Origin of the sequence: Pseudomonas sp. rhizo66, from assembly GCF_031931925.1 — a bacterium.
Taxonomy (GTDB): Bacteria; Pseudomonadota; Gammaproteobacteria; order Pseudomonadales; family Pseudomonadaceae; genus Aquipseudomonas.
This window is the reverse complement of sequence record NZ_JAUJWZ010000026.1, coordinates 23,842-45,052: the sequence shown is the minus strand read 5'-3', so window position 1 is coordinate 45,052 and position 21,211 is coordinate 23,842. Positions and strand designations below refer to the sequence as shown.

At 58.1% G+C, this 21,211-nt stretch carries 16 protein-coding genes; 9 read left to right on the top strand and 7 right to left on the bottom strand.

Annotated elements, in window-relative coordinates; translation table 11 throughout:
* Positions 1-135: 135 nt before the first annotated feature.
* The 3 genes from QZR14_RS25295 to secB are packed head-to-tail and all read left to right on the top strand — an operon-like array spanning position 136 to position 1,348.
* Positions 136-549, top strand: a complete 414-nt coding sequence (locus QZR14_RS25295) for a rhodanese-like domain-containing protein (RefSeq protein ID WP_016986346.1) — start codon at positions 136-138, stop codon at positions 547-549.
* 1 nt (position 550) lies between these two features.
* Entirely contained in the window at positions 551-805 is a 255-nt protein-coding gene (gene grxC / locus QZR14_RS25290) for a glutaredoxin 3 (RefSeq protein ID WP_038359971.1), read from the top strand.
* A gap of 57 nt (positions 806-862) precedes the next feature.
* Complete coding sequence (gene secB / locus QZR14_RS25285; protein ID WP_016772114.1) at positions 863-1,348, top strand: protein-export chaperone SecB; 486 nt, start codon at positions 863-865, stop codon at positions 1,346-1,348.
* Between the two features lie 93 nt (positions 1,349-1,441).
* On the opposite strand, the gene QZR14_RS25280 is transcribed toward secB, so the two are convergent.
* On the bottom strand, positions 1,442-1,897 hold the full coding sequence (locus QZR14_RS25280) for a tRNA (cytidine(34)-2'-O)-methyltransferase (RefSeq protein WP_257356843.1): 456 nt from the start codon (positions 1,895-1,897) through the stop codon (positions 1,442-1,444).
* Between QZR14_RS25280 and QZR14_RS25275 the strand changes: the two genes are divergently transcribed.
* From QZR14_RS25275 to QZR14_RS25265, 3 genes are all read left to right on the top strand, one after another.
* The gene (locus QZR14_RS25275; RefSeq protein WP_311998034.1) at positions 1,896-2,336 is read left to right on the top strand and encodes a hypothetical protein; all 441 of its coding nucleotides are present in this window, start codon (positions 1,896-1,898) and stop codon (positions 2,334-2,336) included. The genes QZR14_RS25280 and QZR14_RS25275 overlap by 2 nt on opposite strands.
* Before the next feature lie 190 nt (positions 2,337-2,526).
* Positions 2,527-5,811 carry a leucine-rich repeat domain-containing protein gene (locus QZR14_RS25270; protein WP_311998033.1) on the top strand — a complete coding sequence of 1,095 codons (3,285 nt, stop codon included), beginning with the start codon at positions 2,527-2,529 and terminating at the stop codon, positions 5,809-5,811.
* A 110-nt stretch (positions 5,812-5,921) separates the two neighbouring features.
* Positions 5,922-7,919 (top strand): leucine-rich repeat domain-containing protein, encoded by a 1,998-nt coding sequence (locus tag QZR14_RS25265; protein WP_311998032.1) that lies wholly within the window; start codon positions 5,922-5,924, stop codon positions 7,917-7,919.
* A 642-nt stretch (positions 7,920-8,561) separates the two neighbouring features.
* Here the strand turns inward: QZR14_RS25265 and ntrC are convergent.
* The 5 genes from ntrC to glnA all read right to left on the bottom strand — a co-directional run bounded on the left by ntrC (position 8,562) and on the right by glnA (position 14,020).
* Positions 8,562-9,998, bottom strand: a complete 1,437-nt coding sequence (ntrC, locus tag QZR14_RS25260; RefSeq protein WP_007909238.1) for a nitrogen regulation protein NR(I) — start codon at positions 9,996-9,998, stop codon at positions 8,562-8,564.
* The gene (gene glnL, locus QZR14_RS25255) at positions 9,995-11,080 is read right to left on the bottom strand and encodes a nitrogen regulation protein NR(II) (protein WP_250602796.1); all 1,086 of its coding nucleotides are present in this window, start codon (positions 11,078-11,080) and stop codon (positions 9,995-9,997) included. Before glnL ends, ntrC begins: the two co-directional genes overlap by 4 nt.
* Positions 11,081-11,311: 231 nt before the next feature.
* The gene (locus QZR14_RS25250) at positions 11,312-11,935 is read right to left on the bottom strand and encodes a DUF4124 domain-containing protein (protein WP_311998031.1); all 624 of its coding nucleotides are present in this window, start codon (positions 11,933-11,935) and stop codon (positions 11,312-11,314) included.
* A complete protein-coding gene (locus tag QZR14_RS25245) occupies positions 11,932-12,444 on the bottom strand; it encodes a DUF4124 domain-containing protein (protein WP_311998030.1) in 513 nt (170 codons plus the stop codon). Before QZR14_RS25245 ends, QZR14_RS25250 begins: the two co-directional genes overlap by 4 nt.
* Before the next feature lie 169 nt (positions 12,445-12,613).
* Positions 12,614-14,020, bottom strand: coding sequence for a type I glutamate--ammonia ligase (gene glnA / locus QZR14_RS25240; RefSeq protein WP_186552128.1), 1,407 nt, complete (start codon positions 14,018-14,020; stop codon positions 12,614-12,616).
* A gap of 328 nt (positions 14,021-14,348) precedes the next feature.
* Between glnA and thiI the strand changes: the two genes are divergently transcribed.
* Together thiI and typA are read left to right on the top strand one after the other, a co-directional pair.
* Positions 14,349-15,803, top strand: coding sequence for a tRNA uracil 4-sulfurtransferase ThiI (gene thiI, locus QZR14_RS25235; RefSeq protein ID WP_095047172.1), 1,455 nt, complete (start codon positions 14,349-14,351; stop codon positions 15,801-15,803).
* Positions 15,804-15,942: 139 nt separating this feature from the next.
* A complete protein-coding gene (gene typA / locus QZR14_RS25230; RefSeq protein WP_003220792.1) occupies positions 15,943-17,763 on the top strand; it encodes a translational GTPase TypA in 1,821 nt (606 codons plus the stop codon).
* Positions 17,764-18,061: 298 nt separating this feature from the next.
* On the opposite strand, the gene QZR14_RS25225 is transcribed toward typA, so the two are convergent.
* Positions 18,062-18,499: a YkgJ family cysteine cluster protein gene (locus QZR14_RS25225; RefSeq protein WP_025110918.1), complete on the bottom strand. Its 438-nt coding sequence runs from the start codon at positions 18,497-18,499 to the stop codon at positions 18,062-18,064.
* A 259-nt stretch (positions 18,500-18,758) separates the two neighbouring features.
* Here QZR14_RS25225 and QZR14_RS25220 point away from each other — a divergent pair, with 259 nt between their 5' ends.
* Positions 18,759-21,209 (top strand): glycogen/starch/alpha-glucan phosphorylase, encoded by a 2,451-nt coding sequence (locus QZR14_RS25220; protein ID WP_250602799.1) that lies wholly within the window; start codon positions 18,759-18,761, stop codon positions 21,207-21,209.
* Positions 21,210-21,211: the final 2 nt, after the last annotated feature.

The following is a 21,211-nucleotide window of genomic DNA, read 5'->3' as shown; positions in this document are numbered from 1 at the left end:
ATAAAGAAGAGGGCGATGGAAAAGGGAGTTGGAGTTTAAAGCTAAGTTCCGACCGCGTCACCGCCGGACGGGGTTTGGCCGACCATAGTGGCTGTGTATACTGGCCGACATTTTAACGCCCTGGAACCTCCTTCGATGGTTGCTCACCTGATTGAATTTGCCACTAACCACTACATTCTTGTCGGTATCTTCGTCGTACTGCTGGCTCTGTTGCTGGCGCACACGATGCAGGGCGGCGGTAAAAGCCTGAGCACCGGCGAGCTGACCGCACTGGTCAATAAAGATGCAGGCGTGGTGGTGGACATCCGTCCGGCCAAGGATTTTGCTGCTGGCCACATCGTTGGCGCGGTGAACATTCCCCAGGACAAACTGGCGGCACGCGTTGCCGAGCTGGAAAAACACAAGGCCAAGACCATCATTCTGGTCGACGCCCTGGGCCAGACCGCCGGTACCCACGCCCGCGAACTGATGAAATCCGGCTTCACCGCCGCCAAGCTGTCCGGCGGGATTTCCAGCTGGAAAGGCGACAACCTGCCGTTGGTGAAGTGATATGAGCGAAGTCATCGTCTACTCCAGCGATTACTGCCCTTATTGCTCGCGAGCCAAGTACCTGCTCGAGAACAAAGGCGTGGCCTTCAAAGAGATCAAGGTCGATGGCAAGCCGCAGGTGCGCGCTGAAATGACCCAGAAAGCCGGACGTACGTCCGTGCCGCAGATCTGGATCGGCAGCAAGCACATCGGCGGTTGTGACGATTTGTATGCTTTGGAGCGCGCCGGCAAGCTCGACGCGCTGCTCAAGGCCTGAACGGCTGCACCTACGTACAGCACTCCCTAAAAGACCCAAGATCGATAAGGATCTGAGATGACTGACCAACAGAACACTGCAGCCAGCGAAGAAGAAACCGCACCGCAATTCTCCTTGCAGCGCATCTACGTACGCGACCTGTCCTTCGAAGCCCCGAAAAGCCCGGCGATCTTCCGCCAGCAGTGGGACCCGGCGGTCGGCCTGGATCTGAACACTCGCCAGAAAGCGCTGGAAGGTGATTTCTACGAAGTCGTGCTGACCCTGTCCGTCACCGTGAAAAACGGTGAAGAAGTCGCCTTCATCGCTGAAGTGCAACAGGCCGGTATCTTCCTGATCAAGAACCTGGACGCGGCTTCGATGAGCCACACCTTGGGTGCGTTCTGCCCGAACATCCTGTTCCCGTACGCGCGCGAAACCCTGGACAGCCTGGTAACCCGTGGTTCGTTCCCGGCCCTGATGCTGGCCCCGGTGAACTTCGACGCTCTGTACGCGCAAGAACTGCAGCGCATGCAGGAAAGCGGCGAGACGCCAACCGTTCAATAAACGGTCTGAGCTACAACGAAAAAAGCGCCGCAACAGGCGCTTTTTTCTTGGCTGATCGTTCCCACGCACAGCGTGGAACGATCAGGTGTGTAGTTATTTGAAGTCGTTCTGGCGCCAGGCTTCATATACAGCGACGGCCACGGTGTTGGACAGGTTCAGGCTGCGGCAGCCTTCACGCATTGGCAGGCGCAGGCGCTGTTCCGGCGGCAGCGCGTCGAGCACTTCCGGCGGCAGGCCACGGCTTTCCGGGCCAAAGATGAATGCATCGCCAGGGACGAACGCGGCATCATGAAACGGCCGTGAGCCTTTGGTGGTGAATGCAAACAATCGCGGGTTGCCCAGGCTTTCCAGGCAACTGGCCAGGTTCGCGTGACGTTGCAGCGTGGCATATTCGTGGTAGTCGAGACCGGCGCGGCGCAAGCGCTTGTCGTCCATCTCGAAGCCCAGCGGTTCGATCAAATGCAGGTGGCAGCCGCTGTTGGCGCACAGCCTGATAACGTTGCCGGTATTCGGCGGAATTTCTGGTTGAAAAAGGATGACGTGAAACATGCACGGCTCCGAAGGTAAAGATGAGCGGCATTCTACGCCGCCTGTGGACAACCGTTCGAAACTATTCCCGCGAGTCATCGGTTCGCTGGCGATTGTCGGCCTGATGATCGGTTTGATGATCGGCCGCCTGACCACGCCGGATCCGACTGTGATGCAGCAGATCGAAGTCACGGACGCCGGGCTGGTGGTGTGGTTCAACAACGAGCCCAAGCTGCACGGCGAGATCATCGACGGTACGGTGGCGCTGCTGTTCCAGGCTGAGGGCCGAGCGCAGAAGGGCCAGCTCAAGCTCGATGGCAAGGACGTCAACTGGCGTACGCGAGCGAGTGATGGCGGGCTGTTGCTGACCGTGCTGGCAGCACGGCCGCTGCAGGGTAAGTGGGTCGGCAGTCAGGTCGATGACCGCTGGCGGCTGGAGATTAGCTTGCAAACGAACTGATCGTAATCCTGCCGTCCTTCTCGAGTACACCTACGCTTCTTGACGTCGTTTCCCACTACGCCTGTCTGCCTTTCCACTCTCCTTGCATGCTCGTGCACGCTATCGTGCGCTCTTCTTTTAAATCGGCAGGATGCCGACACCTTCGTCCCCTGCACGAATGCCAGGGGCGACTTTTTCAAGGATGAAAAACATGCCAATAAAACCACCTGCCGGTGGCAGCACTCACGTGAAAGTGGATGCTTCGACCAGCCCGACCCGACCGGCCGACGTGGACATTCCGCTCCCCGGCCCATTGAGCCGCAGCGGTTTCGATTCAGTGATCTCCCGCGATGATTCGCAGCCGCGAGCCGGATCGTCCAGGGCTGTCGAGGCAGATGCCACTCGTGCGACTCCGGCGATCATTATTCACGCGGCCCCCGTCGAAACGCGTTTGCTTGCACCTCAACCGACACTGGACGATTACGTCATCAATGCCCGGTCGTTACTTCCAGAAGCCGACGGCGAAGGCTTAAGGGTTTTTAACAATCGTACCTACGCGGAGGTGGCCGATGGCGCTTTCGTTCTTGTCGCCGTAGATCCGGCGACTGGATTGCATCGTGCCCGACGGCCAAGCGAACTGCTTCCAGGGCCGGTGATGCTGCGTAACGTCGAGAGCGGTTTTTGGTATCAGCGTACGCTCGTCAAGTCAGCCACTCGAGCGCAGGTCCGAAGTTACCTGCCGGAGACGACCGACCTGGACGCTGATGCCTTCATCGCCCGGTTTGGCGACAAGGATGTGGCAGAGGTGGAGCTGAGGCGGATCGAGCGTGCGCGCCCTGAACTGGAGCGTGAGCACGTGGGTATCAGCGAGGAAATGGTGAGCAGGATACGCAGGCTTTACACGTGGCAGGGCGAGCCCGGTGAGCGTGTCTATCGCGGAGACCGACTGCTGGGTTTCAAGCTGGATCTCGACTTCGGTTCTCGTTCACACGCTTTTACTTACTTGGAAAGAATCAACTCTGTTGTCGCGCTGACCCTCAGAGCGAGTGGAGATCTTTACTCGTACCGGTTATCTGAGCAATTTCCCAACATTGAAAGTCTGACGGTGATTGGCTCGCCATCCATTCTCCCTGACGTTAGCTCTGCATCAAAGCTCAAGATCGAGCCAGGGTTTGTTCACGAACTGGCAAAGCTTCCCCATTTGCGCGAGCTGAACCTGCAAAACTGCGATTTGCCTGCCAGGTTCCAGCTGACGGGCCTGACCGAACTGCGAGCTCTGGCACTTGGCAACATCCAGGGGGTGACGGATCTGAATGGCGTAGTGAATGGCCTGCCAGGGCGATTGAACTTGCAGGTGCTGGATCTGAACCATAATGCATTCTTGAAAGTGGCCCCCGACGTGACGGGGATGACCGAATTGCGTGTATTGGATCTGACGCAGACCGGTATACAACAGCTCCCACTCGGGCTTGATGCTGACAACGGGCCGTTACGGCTGGAGGTATTGAAGCTCGGCGACAATCCGCTTTCTGAAATGCCTTCCCTGAAAGTAAGGACTGTGCTGCAGGAGTTGGACCTTTCCAATACCGGTCTGGACAGGTTTCCGGAGGGCATCACGTCCGATATGCCCGGCAAAGTGCTGAATCTTTCGAATAACCGTATTACATCGATCCCTGAGTCCGTTGAAATCAGAGCGGGCTTCAATCTCATGGGCAATCCCATCACGGATCTGGCGACTCTCCGGCGGCTGAGGGATGCCCGTAAAAAAACAGGCACTGACATTTGGTTGGGCAAACAAAGTATTGATCACTCGCCAAATGCCTGGCTACGACACTCGCCGCTAGAGGCGCTGGCTGAAAATTTGAAACTTTGGGACAGTGTTGACGTTGACTCACATTGGTTCAGTGCGAAGAAAATCGTCTGGGATCTGGCTCGTACGCCCGAGTTTCACGTTGAGCGCCCGCTTTTGCAGCAACGGGTCTGGCGGTTTTTCGACAGCTACCGTAAGGCTGAACGTGGCGTTAAGTTCAGGCTCAAGGACATTATGGAGAACGAACCCAGTCCCCTGAAAACGCTGCAAAGGCTGGAGGCAGAAACCGGGCTGTCGAGCGAATCACTGCCGGCGGGTTCGGCACTGCGCAGTGATACCGGCAGCGACGTTGGGCACTTGCTCGACGCCGCTGAGCCAACTACCCGAGCGCAGGTCCGAAATTACTTCCCGGAAGCGACCGATCAGCAAGCCGATCACTTTCGCGTGCATTTCGGTGACAAGGATGCGGCAGAGGTGGAACTCAAACGACTCCAGGTTGGACTTGTTCAACTGGACCGGGAAATCAGCTCCGGGTTCTACGGAAACGATCTGGGTCCCACGTTGCGCCGTTTGTACACGTGGCAAGGGGAGCCTGACGAGCTGGTCTTTCACGATAAGCGGCCGGTGGGTTTCAAGCTGTCTTCGCGTTTTTCGGGATGGCCCACTCATCGGCCACTCCCTACACAATTCAAATCCATCGTTTCCCTTGAGCTAACAGGGTTAGGCGCGCCTCTTCCGGAAGGTTTTTTTTCAGTTTTCCCCAATCTTGAAAGTCTGAATGTGGTTTTCGGATATGCAATGTCTTCAGCCAATCCCGGCCTGAGGCTCACCGTGGAGCCGGGCAATGTTGAAGGATTGGCAAGGCTTGCGCGGTTACGAGAGTTGAAGCTGCAAAGGGCAAACCTGTCGCCTGATTTTTCGGTGGCCGGCATGACCGGGTTGCGGGTACTGGATCTGGAGCAGAACGGAATACACCATCTACGAGGACTCGATGCGGATAACGGGCCGTTGCGATTGGAAGTATTGAAACTCAGCCAGAACCCGCTCTCCGTTGTGCCTTCAGTCGAAGGAATGACCGCGCTGCAGGTGCTGGAGCTTTCCTATGCAGGGCTAGACAGATTTCCCGAAGGCATCACCAACGAGATTCCCGGGAAAGTGCTGGGACTGACGAACAACCGAATCACATCGATTCCCGAATCCATTGAAATCAGAGCTGGCTTCAAGCTCAGTGGCAACCCTATAACCGATCCGTCTTCCCTTCGACGTCTGATCCATGCACGTATCGCAACGGGTACCGATATCTGGCTGGGAGATGCAAGTCATGACCGCTCGGCGAACCTTTGGCTGCGAAATGTGCCGCAGGGAAAGGAGTTAACCGAAAAGCTGAAGCTCTGGGACAGCTTCGGTTCTCACTCGGATCTGATGCGCTCGATCTGGCAACTGAGTCGAACGCCAGAATTTCATGTCGAGTATCCGCTTTTGCAGCGGCGGGTCTGGTGGTTCCTCAAGATCTACAGTGAGCGTGGCCCTGACGAGCAGGCGCGGCTCAACCACATCGCTCTCACAGAGTGGAGTCCCGGAAAAATGCTGGACAGGCTGGAAGCCGAGATCCGGGAATATGACTCGGGACAGCAAAATCAGCCCCTTCATCATTTACCCAAGCGTCCCAAGCTTGATCCGAAGTAAACATCTCGGCGAACCCTACAAACGCGCAGCGCTCCGTTGATGCCGACAGGATGCCGACACCCTAAGCCCTGGCGCGAATGCCAGGGCGACTTTTTCAAGGATGAAAAAACATGCCAATAAAACCACCTGCCGGTGGCAGTACCCACGTGAAAGTGGATGCTTCGACCAGCCCGACCCGACCGGTCGACGTGGATGTTCCACTCCTCGGCCCATCGGGCCGTAGAGGTTCCGGTTCAGGACTCTTCGTCGGTGATCCACAGCCGCGAGCCGGGTCGTCCAGTGCTGTCGACGCAGATGCCACTGGTGCGACTCCGGCAGTCATTATTCACGCAGCCGCTGTTGAAGCTCGTTTGCCTGCGCCTCAATCGACGCTGGACCACTTCGTCATCAGCGCTCGGGCAATTCTTCCCGAAATCAACAGCGAAGGTTTAAGGATTTTCAAGAAGCGCGCCTATGCTGAAGTGGCCGAGGGTGATTTTGTGCTTGTCGCCGTGGATCCGTCGACTGGATTGCATCGTGCCCGACGGCTGAGCGAGTTGCTTCCAGGTCCTGTCATGTTGCGTGATGCCGATAGCGGCTTTTGGTATCCGCGTACGGTCGTTGAGCCAACTACCCGAACCCAGGTCCAAAGATACCTTCCGGAAACGACCGATCTCGACGCCGACGCCTTCATCGCCAGGTTCGATGACAAGGACGTGGCAGAGCTTGAACTCAAGCGTATTGAGCTTGGGCTTCCTCAGTTGGACAGCAAACACATCAGCATCCCGAACCATCAAAATCGCGTTGCACAGTCCCATGAGGTCAGTGAGGCGTTTGCCATGTGGGGCAGGCTAAGCCAGGTATACAAGTGGCAAGGTCAGTCTGATCAGCGGGTCTATCGAGATGGGCAGTTAGCGGGGTTCAGACTGGATATCAATCTCACGCTATGGCCAGTCGACAAGCTGCTTTCATTGAAATTCAACTCAGTCGTTGCTTTGACTTTGAGAGGTTATGCACCGCTGAACCCTGACGTGTTTTTTGCGCAATTTCCAAACATTGAAAGTCTGACGGTCACAAGCCAGTTAATCACCAGAAGCCCCTTCCATGGCGCTATGGATGAGCGTGCTTACTCAAGATTCAATATGGATTCGCGCTTTACCGGGCTACTGGCGAGGCTTCCCCGTCTACGAGAACTGAACCTGCAGGATTGTGACTTACAGGCTGATTTTTCGGTGAGGGACATGACCAGACTGCAAGTGCTGAGGCTTGGTAGCACACAAGGGGCAGCGGTGAATGATTTGCCCGGCCCGTTGCGCTTTCGGGTGCCCGTTCAACACCGGAACGATTTTTTGCGAACGGATCCTGACATTTCCGGGATGACCGAGTTGCGTGTGCTGGATCTGACAGGCGCCGGATTACGACAAATCCCTTTCGGGCTCAATGCCGAAAACGGGCCGTCAAGACTGGAAGTATTGAGACTTGGTGACAATGAGCTTTCTGTCGCACCTTCACTTAAAGCAATGACTGCGTTACAGGAGCTGGATCTTTCCAATACCGGGTTAGACAGATTTCCGGAGGGCATCACCAATGAGATTCCCGGGAAAGTATTGAATCTGGCGAACAATCGAATTACATCGATTCCAGAATCCATTGAGCTCAGAGCAGGCTGCAATCTTATCGGCAACCCAATAACGGATCCGGCCTCCCTCCGGCGGCTGATACAGGCACGTATCAGAACAGGCGCCGATATCTGGCTGGGAGAACAGAGTAATGACCAATCGGCCAATCTTTGGCTGCGAAATGTGCCGCAAGAGCAGGCAACCGAGAAACTGGAGTTATGGAACAGCGTCAGTCATCCCGCGAGTTCCTTGAAGATCGGGATTCTGAAACTCAGTCGTACACCGGAATTTCACGTCGAGTATCCGCTTTTGCAGCGGCGGGTCTGGTGGTTTCTAAAGATCTACAGCGAGCGTGGCCCTGACGAGCGGGCACGCCTCAACGATATTTTGATCAATGAACCCAGCCCCGGGAAAATGCTGGACAGGCTGGAAGCCGAGATTCGGGAATATGACTCGGGACGGCAAAATCAGCCCCTGCATCATTTACCCAAACGGCCCCGGTTCGATTGACGCCGGACTCGATGTCGCGGCGAGCGATGTAAAAGCGGGAATCCCTGACCTGCCTGTATCAGGGTTCCCAAAAGGATGGACTTCGCTGTTGGCGGCGGTCCGGTGTAAAGAGGGAACCCCCGGCCTGCCTGTACCAAGGATCCCAAAAGGGTGGGCTCGTCGCGTTGCGGTGTGAGCCCGGTGTAAAGAGGGGAATCCCCGGCCTGCCTGTACCAAGGTCCCCGAAACGGGTGGTGAATCGAATCACCTGTGAGAGGTATTGCAGGGGGCGTGCCAGGTTTTCATCTGCTGAAACAAAAGAGCTGTTCAGAAACGCGAAAGCCCCGTAATTCGGGGCTTTCGCATTTGTGAAAAAGGATTCATCAGTGTTTTCAGGGTTGAGTTGTGGCGATGCGGCTGTGCGCGATCGCGGGTCATTGTGCATTGATGCGGTGCACGGTGGCCCCTCACCCTCACCCTCTCCCAGAGGGAGAGGGTGAGGGGCCCGGTCTGTTACGCCGACCTGAGATACCGAGCCGAACTCAAGCCTCGAAACCACCCGAGATCGGCTCCCTTTCCCCTCTCCCACTTGGGGGCGGTCCGACGTTTCGGGAGGGCTGGGGTGAGGGGGATCGATCCTGAGTACACGACAATCCTTAAGCGTTAACCCTCATCCCCCTCATCATCATCCCCGCCATCGACCTTCATCCCCAATTCCTTGATCTTGCGCGTCAGGGTATTGCGCCCCCAACCCAGCAACACCGCCGCATCACGCCGACGCCCGGCAGTGTGCTTCAACGCCGTCTCGATCATGATCCGCTCGAACGCTGGCACCGCGCTGTCGAGCAGGCTCGACTGGCCACGCGCCAACGCCTGATCGGCCCACTGACGCAGTGCCTGCTCCCAGTTGGTCACCGGCGCTGAATCCTGCGGCAGGTTCAGCAGCTCCGGTGGCAGGTCGCTGATGTGCACCTCGCGCCCGGACGCCATCACGGTGATCCAGCGGCAAGTGTTCTCCAGCTGCCGCACGTTGCCGCCCCACGGCAGGTTCTTCAGGTATTCCTCGGTCTCGCTCTTCAGCAGTTTCGGCTCGACCGCCAGTTCCTGTGCGGCGCGGCTGAGGAAGTGCTTGGCCAGGGTCGGGATGTCTTCACGACGATCCGACAGGCGCGGGATGTGGATGCGGATCACGTTGAGGCGGTGGAACAAGTCCTCGCGGAACTTGCCAGCGTGTACCAGGGTTTCCAGATTCTGGTGCGTCGCGGCGATGATGCGCACGTCGACCTTGACCGGCACATGCCCGCCCACGCGATAGAACTCGCCATCCGCCAGAACCCGCAGCAGACGGGTTTGTGTGTCCGCCGGCATGTCGCCGATTTCGTCGAGGAACAGCGTGCCGCCGTCCGCCTGCTCAAAGCGACCGCGACGCAGATTCGCCGCGCCGGTGAACGCGCCTTTCTCATGGCCGAACAACTCGGATTCCATCAGATCCTTTGGAATCGCCGCCATGTTCAGCGCGATGAACGGCGAGGCCGCGCGTGGGCTGTGGCGGTGCAGGGCGTGGGCGACCAGTTCTTTACCGGTGCCGGATTCGCCGTTGATCAGCACGGTGATGTTGGAGTGGCTCAGGCGGCCAATGGCGCGAAACACTTCCTGCATCGCCGGCGCTTCGCCGATGATTTCCGGGGTGCGCGTCAGTGCCGGCACGACTTCCAGGCCCTGCTGTTCTTGTGCGTGCTGATTGGCGCGCTTGACCAGCGATACCGCTTCATCAACGTCGAACGGTTTCGGCAGGTATTCGAAAGCGCCACCCTGATACGAGGCGACAGCGCTGTCCAGATCGGAGTGAGCGGTCATGATGATGACCGGCAACCGTGGGTGTTGCTCGCGAATCCGCGCCAGCAGATCCAGACCGCTGGCACCCGGCATGCGGATGTCGGAAATGATCACGTCCGGCTGCTGACGGGCCAGGCGACTCATCACGCCATCGGCGCTGTCGAAGCTCTGGGTGGTCATGCCTTCCTGTTGCAAGGCCTTTTCCAGAACCCAACGGATAGAACGGTCGTCATCGACGATCCACACGGTTTCACTACGGCTCATGTCGATGTGGCTCCTTGTTCCAGTGGCAGAAAGATCGAGAAGGTGGTGTGGCCTGGATGGCTGTCACACTCGATCAGGCCCTGGTGCTGGCTGATGATGTTCTGGGTAATGGCCAGGCCCAGCCCGGTACCGTCCGGGCGACCGCTGACCATGGGAAAGAAAATGGTTTCCTGTAGTTCCGCCGGGATCCCGGGGCCGTTGTCGATGATCTCGATCTTGGTCACCAGGCGATGGCGGACGTGGCCAATGGTGAACTGGCGCATGGTCCGGGTGCGCAGACTGATGCGGCCCAGGCGCAGTTCGTTCTGGCTGCTGATCGCCTGCATCGCATTGCGCACGATGTTCAGCACAGCCTGAATCATTTGCTCGCGGTCGATCAGCACGTCGGGAATGCTTGGGTCGTAGTCACGCACCAAGGTGATGCAGCCCTGGCTTTCGGCTTCGACCAGGTGGCAGACGCGTTCGAGCACTTCATGGACGTTGCACATCGCCAGCGATGGCAGCTTGTTCGAGCCGAGCATGCGGTCGACCAGATTGCGCAGGCGGTCAGCCTCTTCAATGATCACGTTGGTGTAATCGCGCAAACTTTCTTCCGGCAGCTCGCGGGCCAGCAGTTGGGCGGCGCCACGGATGCCGCCGAGCGGATTCTTGATCTCATGGGCGAGACCGCGCACCAGCATCTTGCTGGTTTCCTGTTTGGACAGCTGCGCTTCTTCCTTGGTGATCCGCAGCAAGCGGTCACGCGGATGAACCTCCAGCAGGAGCATGGTCGCGCCGTTGCTGAGGATCGGCGTCACCGCGTAATCCACGGTCAACGTCTGGCCGGTGAGGGCGGTGAGCATCGCTTCGCGCTTGGTAAACGGATGCGCCTGCTCCACCGCCTGACGCAGGGAATTCAGCGCCTCGGTGGACTCGGTGAACAGCTCGCTGATGAACTGCCCATGGCTGCGCTGCCCACTGATAGCGAGCAGCATCTCCGCCGCCGGGTTCATGTACTCAAGGCGCAATTCGGCGTCGAGCAGAATGGTGGCGGTGGTCAGGTTGTCGAGCAGCAAACGGTGGATTGCGTCGCTAATGGTCATCGGAGCCTCTTTTGGGGGCGGAGCGTGCGCAACAAGCAAGCGTCGGTGAACGGAAAATGCAAAAACCAAACCAAGGCTCCGAAAAGAAGCGTTTAGCCCGTGAAACAGGCGTTTGACGCTCGTTTGCGTGGCACAGGGTCAGCTCTCACGGGTAGTTTCGAACCAAAATGGGTTGCGATATGGGTACGGTGCAGCCTGCTGCACCAATATAGTGCGCAAAGCTGAATAGCGTTAGAAGAAACGCAGGAAGGGGTTTTTCGGCTCGGGCGGTTTGTCTTTCAAGGGACATTCCGGGCGGACGCCGTAATCGGAGGTGGTGCAGGGTTTGACCTGGCGTTTCTGTGCGAGGGAGATGCGCAGCATGTGGAAGGGCTGGTTGGCGGTGCGTTCGACGGTACGGCCTTCGGCGTCGAGGATTTCCACTGAAAGATTGTGGCTGCCACGGTCGATGTTGCTCAGCGGGAAGACCGGGCTCAGGCCCGGTTCGCCGGTGGCTTGGCCATCCAGCAGCAGCCGGTAGCGATGACCTTTTTGCAGGCCCGGCTCGCTGGTGACGCTGACGATGATTTCGCCGGCGCTGCTGCGAATCGTGGCATCGGGTTCGGGCACCAGGATGCGTAACATGTCGTAGTGGAACGGTGGTTGTTCCGGGGATTTTTTTGCCGTGGTAACTGGCGTGTTGGCCGTTGGGTTTGCGGACATGCGATTGCTGGTCGCGATAGGTACGCGCTTGGCGTTGCTGCGGGGCTGATCGGTAAATACACGATTGCCTTGGGCGTCGGTGTAGGTGAAGACCTCTGCCGAAGCTTGCAGCGTCATCAGTGCCGACAGGACGAACAACCACGCGCGGATCATGGCTTGTGCACCCGCTGCACGCTGAGGGCTACTGGCGGACTTTGCTGGATGACCGTTTGCCCATCAATCACCTGCACCGCCAGACGATGCTCGCCGCGATCTATGTCTACCAGTTGCAGGATCGGCACGTTGCTCGGCTGGCCGTAAGGCTCATCGTCCAATACCAGCCTTAATTGATGCGGCGCTTGCAGGCGCGGCTTGATCAGCACATTGACAGTGAACGTGCCGTTGTTGGCGCGCAGGGCTTCTTCGGTCGGCAGGCCGGCGAGTTCGAGAATGTCGTAGGCATTGCGCGCAGGTTGACGGTTGTCGACATCCGCCGCAGGTGGCGCACTTGGCGCTTGTGGCTCGACACGGTTGAGCGGCGGCAAATCCACCGGTTGCGCCTGTACGCCGTCCGGCGAGTGATCGCTGTAGACCGTGTTGCCGTTGGCATCGGTGTACTTGTAGATCTGCGCGGCGGCGGGGAGGGCGATCAGCAGCAGTATGTAGAGAAAGGTGCGACCCATGAAATCGACCGGGATTGAAAACGATGGGTGCAGCATAGGACAGTCGCGGCAGTTGGCCCAACCCGGCTCACATCCGGAGATCATTCAGACGCCACAAATCGCAGGCAATAAAAAAGGCCTCCCGAAGGAGGCCTCTTTTTGTCACGCCGCATAGCGCGGCGCTACCGGATCAGCAGCTGTAGTACAGCTCATATTCCAGTGGATGTACGAAGGTGCGAACCTTGATTTCTTCTTCCGATTTCAGTGCGATGTAAGCGTCGATGAAGTCGTCGGAGAATACGCCGCCCTTGGTCAGGAACGCGCGGCCCTTGTCCAGCTCTTCCAGGGCTTCTTTCAGGCTGCCGCAAACTTGCGGGATCTCTTTCGCCTCTTCAGGCGGCAGGTCGTACAGGTTTTTGTCAGCAGCGTCGCCTGGGTGGATCTTGTTCTGGATACCGTCCAGACCGGCCATCAGCAGTGCTGCGAAGGCCAGGTACGGGTTGGCAGCCGGATCCGGGAAGCGTGCTTCGATACGGCGGGCTTTCGGGCTCGACACGTAAGGAATACGGATCGAAGCGGAACGGTTGCGGGCCGAGTAGGCCAGCATTACCGGCGCTTCGAAGCCTGGCACCAGACGCTTGTAGGAGTTGGTCGCCGGGTTGGTGAAGCCGTTCAGGGCCTTACCGTGTTTGATGATGCCGCCGATGAAGTACAGAGCGGTATCGGACAGGCCGGCATAGCCTTCACCAGCGAAGGTGTTCTTGCCGTCTTTCCAGATCGACATGTGGACGTGCATGCCCGAACCGTTGTCGCCGTACAGTGGCTTCGGCATGAAGGTCGCGGTGCGGCCGTAAGCGTCAGCAACGTTGTGGACAACGTACTTCAGGGTTTGGGTTTCGTCGGCTTTCTTCACCAGGGTGTTGAACTTGACGCCGATTTCGTTCTGGCCGGCAGTTGCCACTTCGTGGTGGTGAACTTCGACGGTCAGGCCCATTTCTTCCAGTGCGTTGCACATGGAGGTACGGATTTCGTGGTCGTGGTCGAACGGCGGAACCGGGAAGTAGCCGCCTTTGACGCCTGGACGGTGACCTTTGTTGCCACCTTCGACGTCCTGGTCGGACATCCACGAACCTTGCTCGGAGTAGATCTTGAACATCGAGCCGGAGATGTCCGACTTGAATTTCACCGAGTCAAAGATGAAGAACTCAGGCTCTGGACCGGCGAACACGGTGTCACCGATGCCGGTGGCTTTCAGGTGTTCTTCGGCACGCTTGGCGATCGCACGTGGGTCGCGGTCGTAGCCTTGCATGCTCGAAGGTTCGATGATGTCGCACACCAGGATCAGGGTGGCGTCTTCGGTGAACGGGTCGAGAACGGCAGTTTCGTCAACCGGCATCAGGATCATGTCGGAGGCTTCGATGCCTTTCCAGCCAGCAATGGAGGAACCGTCGAACATTTTGCCGACTTCGAAGAAGTCTTCGTCCAAAGCATCGCGAGCCGGCATGGTCACGTGGTGCTGAGTGCCTTTGGTGTCCGTGAAGCGCAGATCAATCCACTTGACGTCATGATCTTTGATGAGTTGAACCGTCTTCGACATACTGTCCTCCGGGTGGCTTAGGGCTAGTAGTGGATGCCCTTAAAGTTGGGTGATGCCGGCGCAGATACTCTGCCAAGGCAACCTGCCTCACAAGGGAGCAAATTGCATGCCAGTGCCCCAGCATGGGTTTTTTGCCCCAAATTCACGCTTATAAAGGTGCAAAGCACCTGAATGCAGAAAATCTCGCCCTTTAATGTAGCGTGACAAATCGAAAACGACCTGTTTTGGTGCACACAAAACCTTCTGCACATTAACTGGTTAAACCTTGAGCAATTTCCGCTATAATCCGCGCCCCCCTTTTTCGGCTGGCCGTTCGCGCGCTGTTTTCATGAAACTAATCGTAAAAGTCTTCCCCGAGATCACCATCAAAAGCCGACCTGTCCGGACGAAGTTCATCCGCCAGTTGGCCAAGAACATCCGCACCGTGCTCCGTGACCTGGACCCGGCCGTGGTGGTGAACGGCGTGTGGGACAATCTCGAGCTGGAAACCCGCGTTACCGACCCCAAAGCCTTGAAAGAGATGGGTGAGCGCCTGACCTGCATGCCGGGCATCGCGCACTTTCTGCAGATCGACGAGTATCCGCTGGGCGACTTCGACGACATCACCGAGAAGTGCAAACAGCATTACGGCGATGCACTGGCGGGGAAGATTTTTTCGGTGCGTTGCAAGCGCGCGGGCAAACACACGTTCAGCTCGATGGACGTCGAAAAATACGTCGGCAGCAAGCTGCGCCGTGAGTGCGGTGCTGCCGGTATCGACCTGAAAGCGCCGGAAATCGAAGTCCGCATCGAAGTTCGCGACAAACGGTTGTTCGTCATCCACAGCCAGCACAACGGCATCGGCGGTTACCCGCTCGGCGCTCTGGAGCAGACGCTGGTATTGATGTCCGGCGGCTTTGACTCGACGGTTGCGGCTTACCAGATCATTCGTCGCGGCCTGATGACGCACTTCTGCTTCTTCAATCTGGGCGGTCGTGCCCACGAATTGGGCGTGATGGAAGTCGCGCATTTCATCTGGAAGAAGTACGGCAGCTCGCAACGCGTGCTATTTGTCAGTGTTCCGTTCGAAGAAGTGCTGGGCGAAATTCTCGGCAAAGTCGATAACAGTCATATGGGCGTCGTATTGAAGCGTATGATGTTGCGCGCGGCTTCCAACATCGCCGATCGCCTGCACATCGAAGCGCTGGTTACCGGCGAGGCGATCTCCCAGGTGTCGAGCCAGACCCTGCCGAACCTCTCGGTGATCGACTGCGTGACTGACAAGCTGGTCCTGCGTCCGCTGATCGTGGCGCACAAGCAGGACATCATCGACACGGCCAACGAGATCGGCACCGCCGATTTTGCCCGGCACATGCCGGAATACTGCGGGGTCATTTCGGTTAATCCGAAGACAGCCGCCAAACGCGGTCGCGTTGAGCACGAAGAGAAAGAATTCGACATGGCGGTGCTCGAGCGTGCGCTCGAAAACGCCAAACTGGTGCCGATCGATCGAGTGATCGACGAATTGGGCCAGGACGTACAGATTGAAGAAGTCAGCGAAGCACTGGCCGGCCAGATCGTGATCGACATCCGTCACCCGGATGCCGCCGAGGATGAGCCGCTGGAACTTGCTGGCGTAGAAGTACAGACGATGCCGTTCTACGCAGTGAACGCTCGTTTCAAGGAGCTGGATCCGACTCGCCAGTACCTGCTGTATTGCGACAAAGGCGTGATGAGTCGCCTGCATGCTCACCATTTGCTCAGTGAGGGGCATGCCAATGTGCGCGTTTATCGACCGAGCTAAGTGCCCGGGGCTGTTTGCCTGTGGCCTGCGTCACCGGCCCCCCGACACCGCCGTCAAGCTGTAACGGCCATGCCGGACACTACTGTTAATCGCTGCCAAGACTTGTCAGCAAACCGAATCCTCTGATCGAGATACACAAGTGATCGAAAATCTACGTAACATCGCCATCATTGCCCACGTTGACCATGGTAAGACCACCCTGGTAGACAAACTCCTGCGTCAATCCGGCACCCTGGAGCGCAACGAGCTCAACGACGAGCGCGTGATGGACTCCAACGACCAGGAAAAAGAGCGCGGTATTACCATTCTGGCGAAAAACACCGCCATCAACTGGAACGGCTACCACATCAACATCGTGGACACCCCGGGCCACGCCGACTTCGGCGGCGAAGTTGAACGCGTAATGTCGATGGTCGACTCCGTTCTGCTGCTGGTTGACGCTCAAGACGGCCCTATGCCGCAAACCCGTTTCGTGACCAAGAAGGCTTTCGAAGCCGGCCTGCGTCCGATCGTGGTAATCAACAAGGTTGACCGTCCAGGCGCGCGTCCGGACTGGGTTCTGGACCAGATCTTCGACCTGTTCGACAACCTCGGTGCAACCGAAGAACAACTGGACTTCCAGGTTGTTTACGCCTCGGCCCTGAACGGCATTGCCGGTCTGGATCACACCGCCATGGCTGAAGACATGACTCCGCTGTACCAAGCGGTCGTCGACCACGTTCCGCCTCCGGCCGTTGACCGTGACGGTCCGTTCCAGATGCAGATCTCCGCTCTGGACTACAACAGCTTCCTGGGTGTTATCGGTGTTGGCCGTATCGCTCGTGGTCGCGTCAAGCCGAACACCCCGGTTGTCGCTATCAGCGCCGACGGCAAGCGCCGCAACGGTCGTATCCTGAAGCTGATGGGTCACCACGGTCTGCACCGCATTGACGTTGAAGAAGCAGCAGCCGGCGACATCGTCTGCATCAGCGGCTTCGACGAGCTGTTCATCTCCGACACTCTGTGCGATATCAACACCGTCGAGGCGATGAAGCCGCTGACCGTTGACGAGCCAACCGTTTCCATGACCTTCCAGGTAAACGACTCACCATTCTGCGGTAAAGAAGGCAAGTTCGTGACCTCCCGTAACATCAAGGATCGTCTGGACAAAGAGCTGCTGTACAACGTTGCACTGCGCGTTGAAGAAGGCGACTCGGCTGACAAGTTCAAGGTTTCCGGCCGTGGTGAGCTGCACCTCTCGGTACTGATCGAAACCATGCGTCGCGAAGGCTTCGAGCTGGCCCTGGGCCGTCCTGAAGTGATCATCCGTGAAGTTGACGGCGTGAAGCAGGAACCGTTCGAAAACGTAACCATCGACATCCCTGAAGAATCGCAGGGCAAGGTCATGGAAGAGATGGGTCTGCGTAAGGGCGACCTGAGCAACATGGTGCCGGATGGCAAGGGCCGTGTTCGTCTGGAATACAACATCCCTGCTCGCGGTCTGATCGGTTTCCGTAACCAGTTCCTGACCCTGACCAACGGTGCTGGCATCCTGACCTCGATCTTCGACCGTTACGCTCCAGTGAAGTCGGGCCACATGTCCGGTCGTCAGAACGGCGTTCTGGTTTCGGTTGAAACCGGTAAGGCACTGACCTACTCGCTGGAAACCCTGCAGGCTCGTGGCAAGCTGTTCGTAGAACACGGCCAGGAGATCTACAACGGTCAGATCGTTGGTCAGAACAGCCGCGATAACGACCTGGGTGTAAACCCAACCAAAGGCAAGAAGCTCGACAACATGCGTGCTTCGGGTAAAGACGAAACCATCGCTCTGGTACCACCTGTTCGCTTCACTCTGGAACAGGCTCTGGAATACATCCAGGAAGACGAGCTGTGCGAAGTCACGCCTAAGTCCATCCGTCTTCGCAAGAAGATCCTGGACGAAAGCGAGCGTACCCGCGCTGCCAAGAAAGCCAAGGCGTAATCTAGCCCTGGAATAAAAAACGCCCCCGGTCGCGAGACCGGGGGCGTTTTTGTTTGTCTGGGGGAAGTGTGTTGAAGCTGAAAAGCCCCTCACCCTAGCCCTCTCCCAGAGGGAGAGGGAACTGATCGGGGGATGCTCAGGAAATGCATCGACCTGAGTGAATTCTGCCGAATCCAGAATCGATTTGGCGGGCTGTCCCGAATCCATAATCGACTGGGTGTTTCAGGTCGATGTATGGCGCCATACACCTCGGTCGGCTCCCTCTCCCTCCGGGAGAGGGCTGGGGGAGGGTTGGCTTTTAGAACTTCTCGATCGCGCGGAAATTCTGCACGCGCTCAACTTCCTTCGGCTTATAAGCGCAATACCCAGGACGCGGGCCGATCTTCGGGTGATTGCGGCAGGTGTCCGGACGCTTGTCATAAATGGTGCACAGGCGGCTCTTACGATCCAGGTAGTAGCAATCGTTGTTGCTCATGCGCTGCAGGGTGAAAATCCCCGACTTCTGATTGAAGCGCTCGACCAGGCCTTCCTTCTGCAAACGCTTGGCGATGTTCTTTGGCGGGTCGCCCAGTTCGAACTCGTCGACCACGCCGATGCGCACCAGATCCTTGATCTTCACTTCGACCGGCAGCGTGCAGCAGCTGGACATGCAAGAGCCGCACATCGGGGCCGAATATTTCGCCCACGTATCGAGACGATCGATCTCGGCGGCGGCAATCAGGTTGGGCTTCATCATCGGGAGTTACCAGGCGTGTGTGCATCAGGGCGCGCGATCATACCGGGACTGGTGGATTTTTGAACAACCTTTCGCCAGATTTTTTCTCGATGCAGGCACTTTGCCGGAAAATTCGGCACGGCCCCTGCATTCATTAGCCCATCCGCCAAGGTTATGCCGGGCCAGCTCACAGTCTCAGGAAATACTGCCGAACCAGCGCCTCGACCGTCGGTCAGACCGTCTAGGCTCAGACAATTCCCGCTCGCTCGAGGTCCTATTGATGACTCAAGAACCACTAGTTCGCGAAGCAGAGGTGGCCGCATTCCGCGATGCCGTCCTGACCAAGCTCACCTACGCGGTGGGCAAAGACCCCGACCACGCCTTCGACCATGACTGGTTCGAAGCCATCGCATTGGCGGCGCGTGATCACATGGTCGAGCACTGGATGGACCACACCCGGCAGATCTACCGCAAAGGTCAGAAGCGGGTGTACTACCTCTCGCTGGAATTCCTTATCGGTCGCTTGCTCTACGACAGCCTGAGCAACCTTGGCCTGCTCGATGTCGCCCGTGAAGCGTTGACCGAGCTCGGTGTCGACCTGGAACGTATCCGTTTGCTGGAGCCTGATGCAGCGCTCGGCAATGGTGGCCTCGGGCGTCTGGCCGCGTGCTTCATGGAAAGCATGTCGACCCTCGGCATCGCCGGTCACGGTTATGGCATTCGTTATGAACACGGCTTGTTCCGCCAGGCCATCGTCGACGGCTGGCAGCAGGAGCAGACCGAGCACTGGCTGGACTTCGGCAACCCGTGGGAGTTTGAACGGCCAGAGGTCGTCTACACCATCGGCTTCGGTGGCAGCGTCGAAACCGTCACTGACGCTTCCGGCAAATCCAGACAAGTCTGGTCGCCGGCCGAAACCGTCCGCGCGATTGCTTACGACACGCCAGTGGTGGGCTGGCGCGGGGCAAGCGTCAACACCTTGCGTCTGTGGCGTGCGCGGGCCATGGAAGATTTGCACCTGGAACGTTTCAACGCCGGTGACCATTTGGGCGCGGTGGCCGAAGTGGCCCGGGCGGAAAGTATCTCCCGCGTGCTCTACCCAGCGGACAGCACCGAAGCCGGGCAGGAACTGCGCCTGCGTCAGGAATACTTCTTTGTCGCCGCTTCGCTTCAGGATCTGCTGCGTCGCCATCGCAACATGCACACTTCGGTGCTGACCCTGGGCGATCATGCAGCGATTCAGCTCAACGACACGCACCCGTCAATTGCCGTGGCCGAACTGATGCGCCAACTGGTCGACGTCTACGATGTGGCCTGGGATGCGGCGTGGCAAGTGACGGTCGACACACTGTCGTACACCAACCACACGCTGCTCCCGGAAGCGCTGGAGACCTGGCCGGTCGGCCTGATGGAACGCATGCTGCCGCGACACATGCAGATCATTTACCTGATCAACGCTCAGCACATCGACTCGCTGCGGGCCAAAGGCATTCACGATTTCGACGTGCTGCGCGCGGTGTCGCTGATCGAAGAAGACAATGGTCGCCGCGTGCGCATGGGCAACCTCGCGTTCCTTGGTTCGCACAGTGTTAACGGTGTGTCCGGGCTGCACACGCAGCTGATGCGCAGCACGGTATTTTCCGAGCTGCACAAGTTGTATCCGGAGCGGATCAACAACAAAACCAACGGCATTACCTTCCGCCGCTGGCTGTTCCAGGCCAACTCCGAATTGACCTCAATGCTGGTCGACTCACTGGGCCCGGAGGTGCTGGATAACCCCGAAGAGCGCCTGCTCGATCTCGAGCCGTTCGCCGAGAAAACCGCGTTCCGCAAAGCCTTCGCCGAGCAACGGCTGCACAGCAAGAAAGCCCTGGCCTATCTGATTCATGAACGGCTGGGCATCGCGGTCAATCCGGCGGCGATGTTCGATGTGCAGGTCAAACGCATCCACGAATACAAACGCCAGTTGCTCAACCTGATGCACACCGTGGCGCTGTATCAGGCGATTCGCGCCGAGCCGGAAGTCGACTGGGTGCCGCGAGTGAAGATCTTCGCCGGTAAGGCAGCGGCGAGTTATCACCAGGCCAAACTGATCATCAAGCTGACCAACGATATCGCCCGCGTGGTCAACAACGATCCGACTGTGCGCGGTCTGCTGAAAGTGGTGTTCCTGCCCAACTACAACGTCAGTCTGGCGGAGAGCATCATTCCCGCAGCGGACCTGTCCGAGCAGATTTCCACCGCCGGTTTCGAGGCCTCGGGCACCAGTAACATGAAGTTCGGCCTCAACGGCGCGCTGACCATCGGCACGCTGGACGGCGCCAACGTGGAAATGTGCGAGCGCATCGGTGCCGAACACATGTTCATCTTCGGCCTCAGCGCGCAGCAGGTTGAAGCGCGCAAACAGAACCACGAGTTCAGCGCGGTGCCGGACATCGCTGCGTCCCATCGTCTGAACGATGTGCTGCAAGCGATCCGTAGCGGGGTGTTCTCGCCGGATGACACCTCGCGTTATACCGGGCTGATCGATTCGCTGGTGGATTACGACCGTTTCCTGGTTTGCGCCGACTTCGATTCCTACTGGGAAGCGCAGAAACGCGTTGAAGCGCATTGGCACGACTCCAATAACTGGTGGCGGTCGGCAGTGCTCAATACGGCGCGGATGGGCTGGTTCTCGTCAGACCGGACGATTCGTGAGTACGCCACGGATATCTGGAAAGCGTTGGAGTAACT

Excerpts from the sequence above, each read along its gene's own strand:
- QZR14_RS25265 (WP_311998032.1), top strand. The coding sequence starts at position 5,922 with ATGCCAATAAAACCACCTGCCGGTGGCAGTACCCACGTGAAAGTGGAT.
- QZR14_RS25245 (WP_311998030.1), bottom strand. The coding sequence starts at position 12,444 with ATGGGTCGCACCTTTCTCTACATACTGCTGCTGATCGCCCTCCCCGCC.
- ntrC (WP_007909238.1), bottom strand. The coding sequence starts at position 9,998 with ATGAGCCGTAGTGAAACCGTGTGGATCGTCGATGACGACCGTTCTATC.
- secB (WP_016772114.1), top strand. The coding sequence starts at position 863 with ATGACTGACCAACAGAACACTGCAGCCAGCGAAGAAGAAACCGCACCG.
- QZR14_RS25295 (WP_016986346.1), top strand. The coding sequence starts at position 136 with ATGGTTGCTCACCTGATTGAATTTGCCACTAACCACTACATTCTTGTC.
- QZR14_RS25225 (WP_025110918.1), bottom strand. The coding sequence starts at position 18,499 with ATGATGAAGCCCAACCTGATTGCCGCCGCCGAGATCGATCGTCTCGAT.
- thiI (WP_095047172.1), top strand. The coding sequence starts at position 14,349 with ATGAAACTAATCGTAAAAGTCTTCCCCGAGATCACCATCAAAAGCCGA.
- QZR14_RS25250 (WP_311998031.1), bottom strand. The coding sequence starts at position 11,935 with ATGATCCGCGCGTGGTTGTTCGTCCTGTCGGCACTGATGACGCTGCAA.
- grxC (WP_038359971.1), top strand. The coding sequence starts at position 551 with ATGAGCGAAGTCATCGTCTACTCCAGCGATTACTGCCCTTATTGCTCG.
- QZR14_RS25220 (WP_250602799.1), top strand. The coding sequence starts at position 18,759 with ATGACTCAAGAACCACTAGTTCGCGAAGCAGAGGTGGCCGCATTCCGC.
- glnL (WP_250602796.1), bottom strand. The coding sequence starts at position 11,080 with ATGACCATTAGCGACGCAATCCACCGTTTGCTGCTCGACAACCTGACC.
- QZR14_RS25270 (WP_311998033.1), top strand. The coding sequence starts at position 2,527 with ATGCCAATAAAACCACCTGCCGGTGGCAGCACTCACGTGAAAGTGGAT.
- glnA (WP_186552128.1), bottom strand. The coding sequence starts at position 14,020 with ATGTCGAAGACGGTTCAACTCATCAAAGATCATGACGTCAAGTGGATT.
- QZR14_RS25280 (WP_257356843.1), bottom strand. The coding sequence starts at position 1,897 with ATGTTTCACGTCATCCTTTTTCAACCAGAAATTCCGCCGAATACCGGC.
- QZR14_RS25275 (WP_311998034.1), top strand. The coding sequence starts at position 1,896 with ATGCACGGCTCCGAAGGTAAAGATGAGCGGCATTCTACGCCGCCTGTG.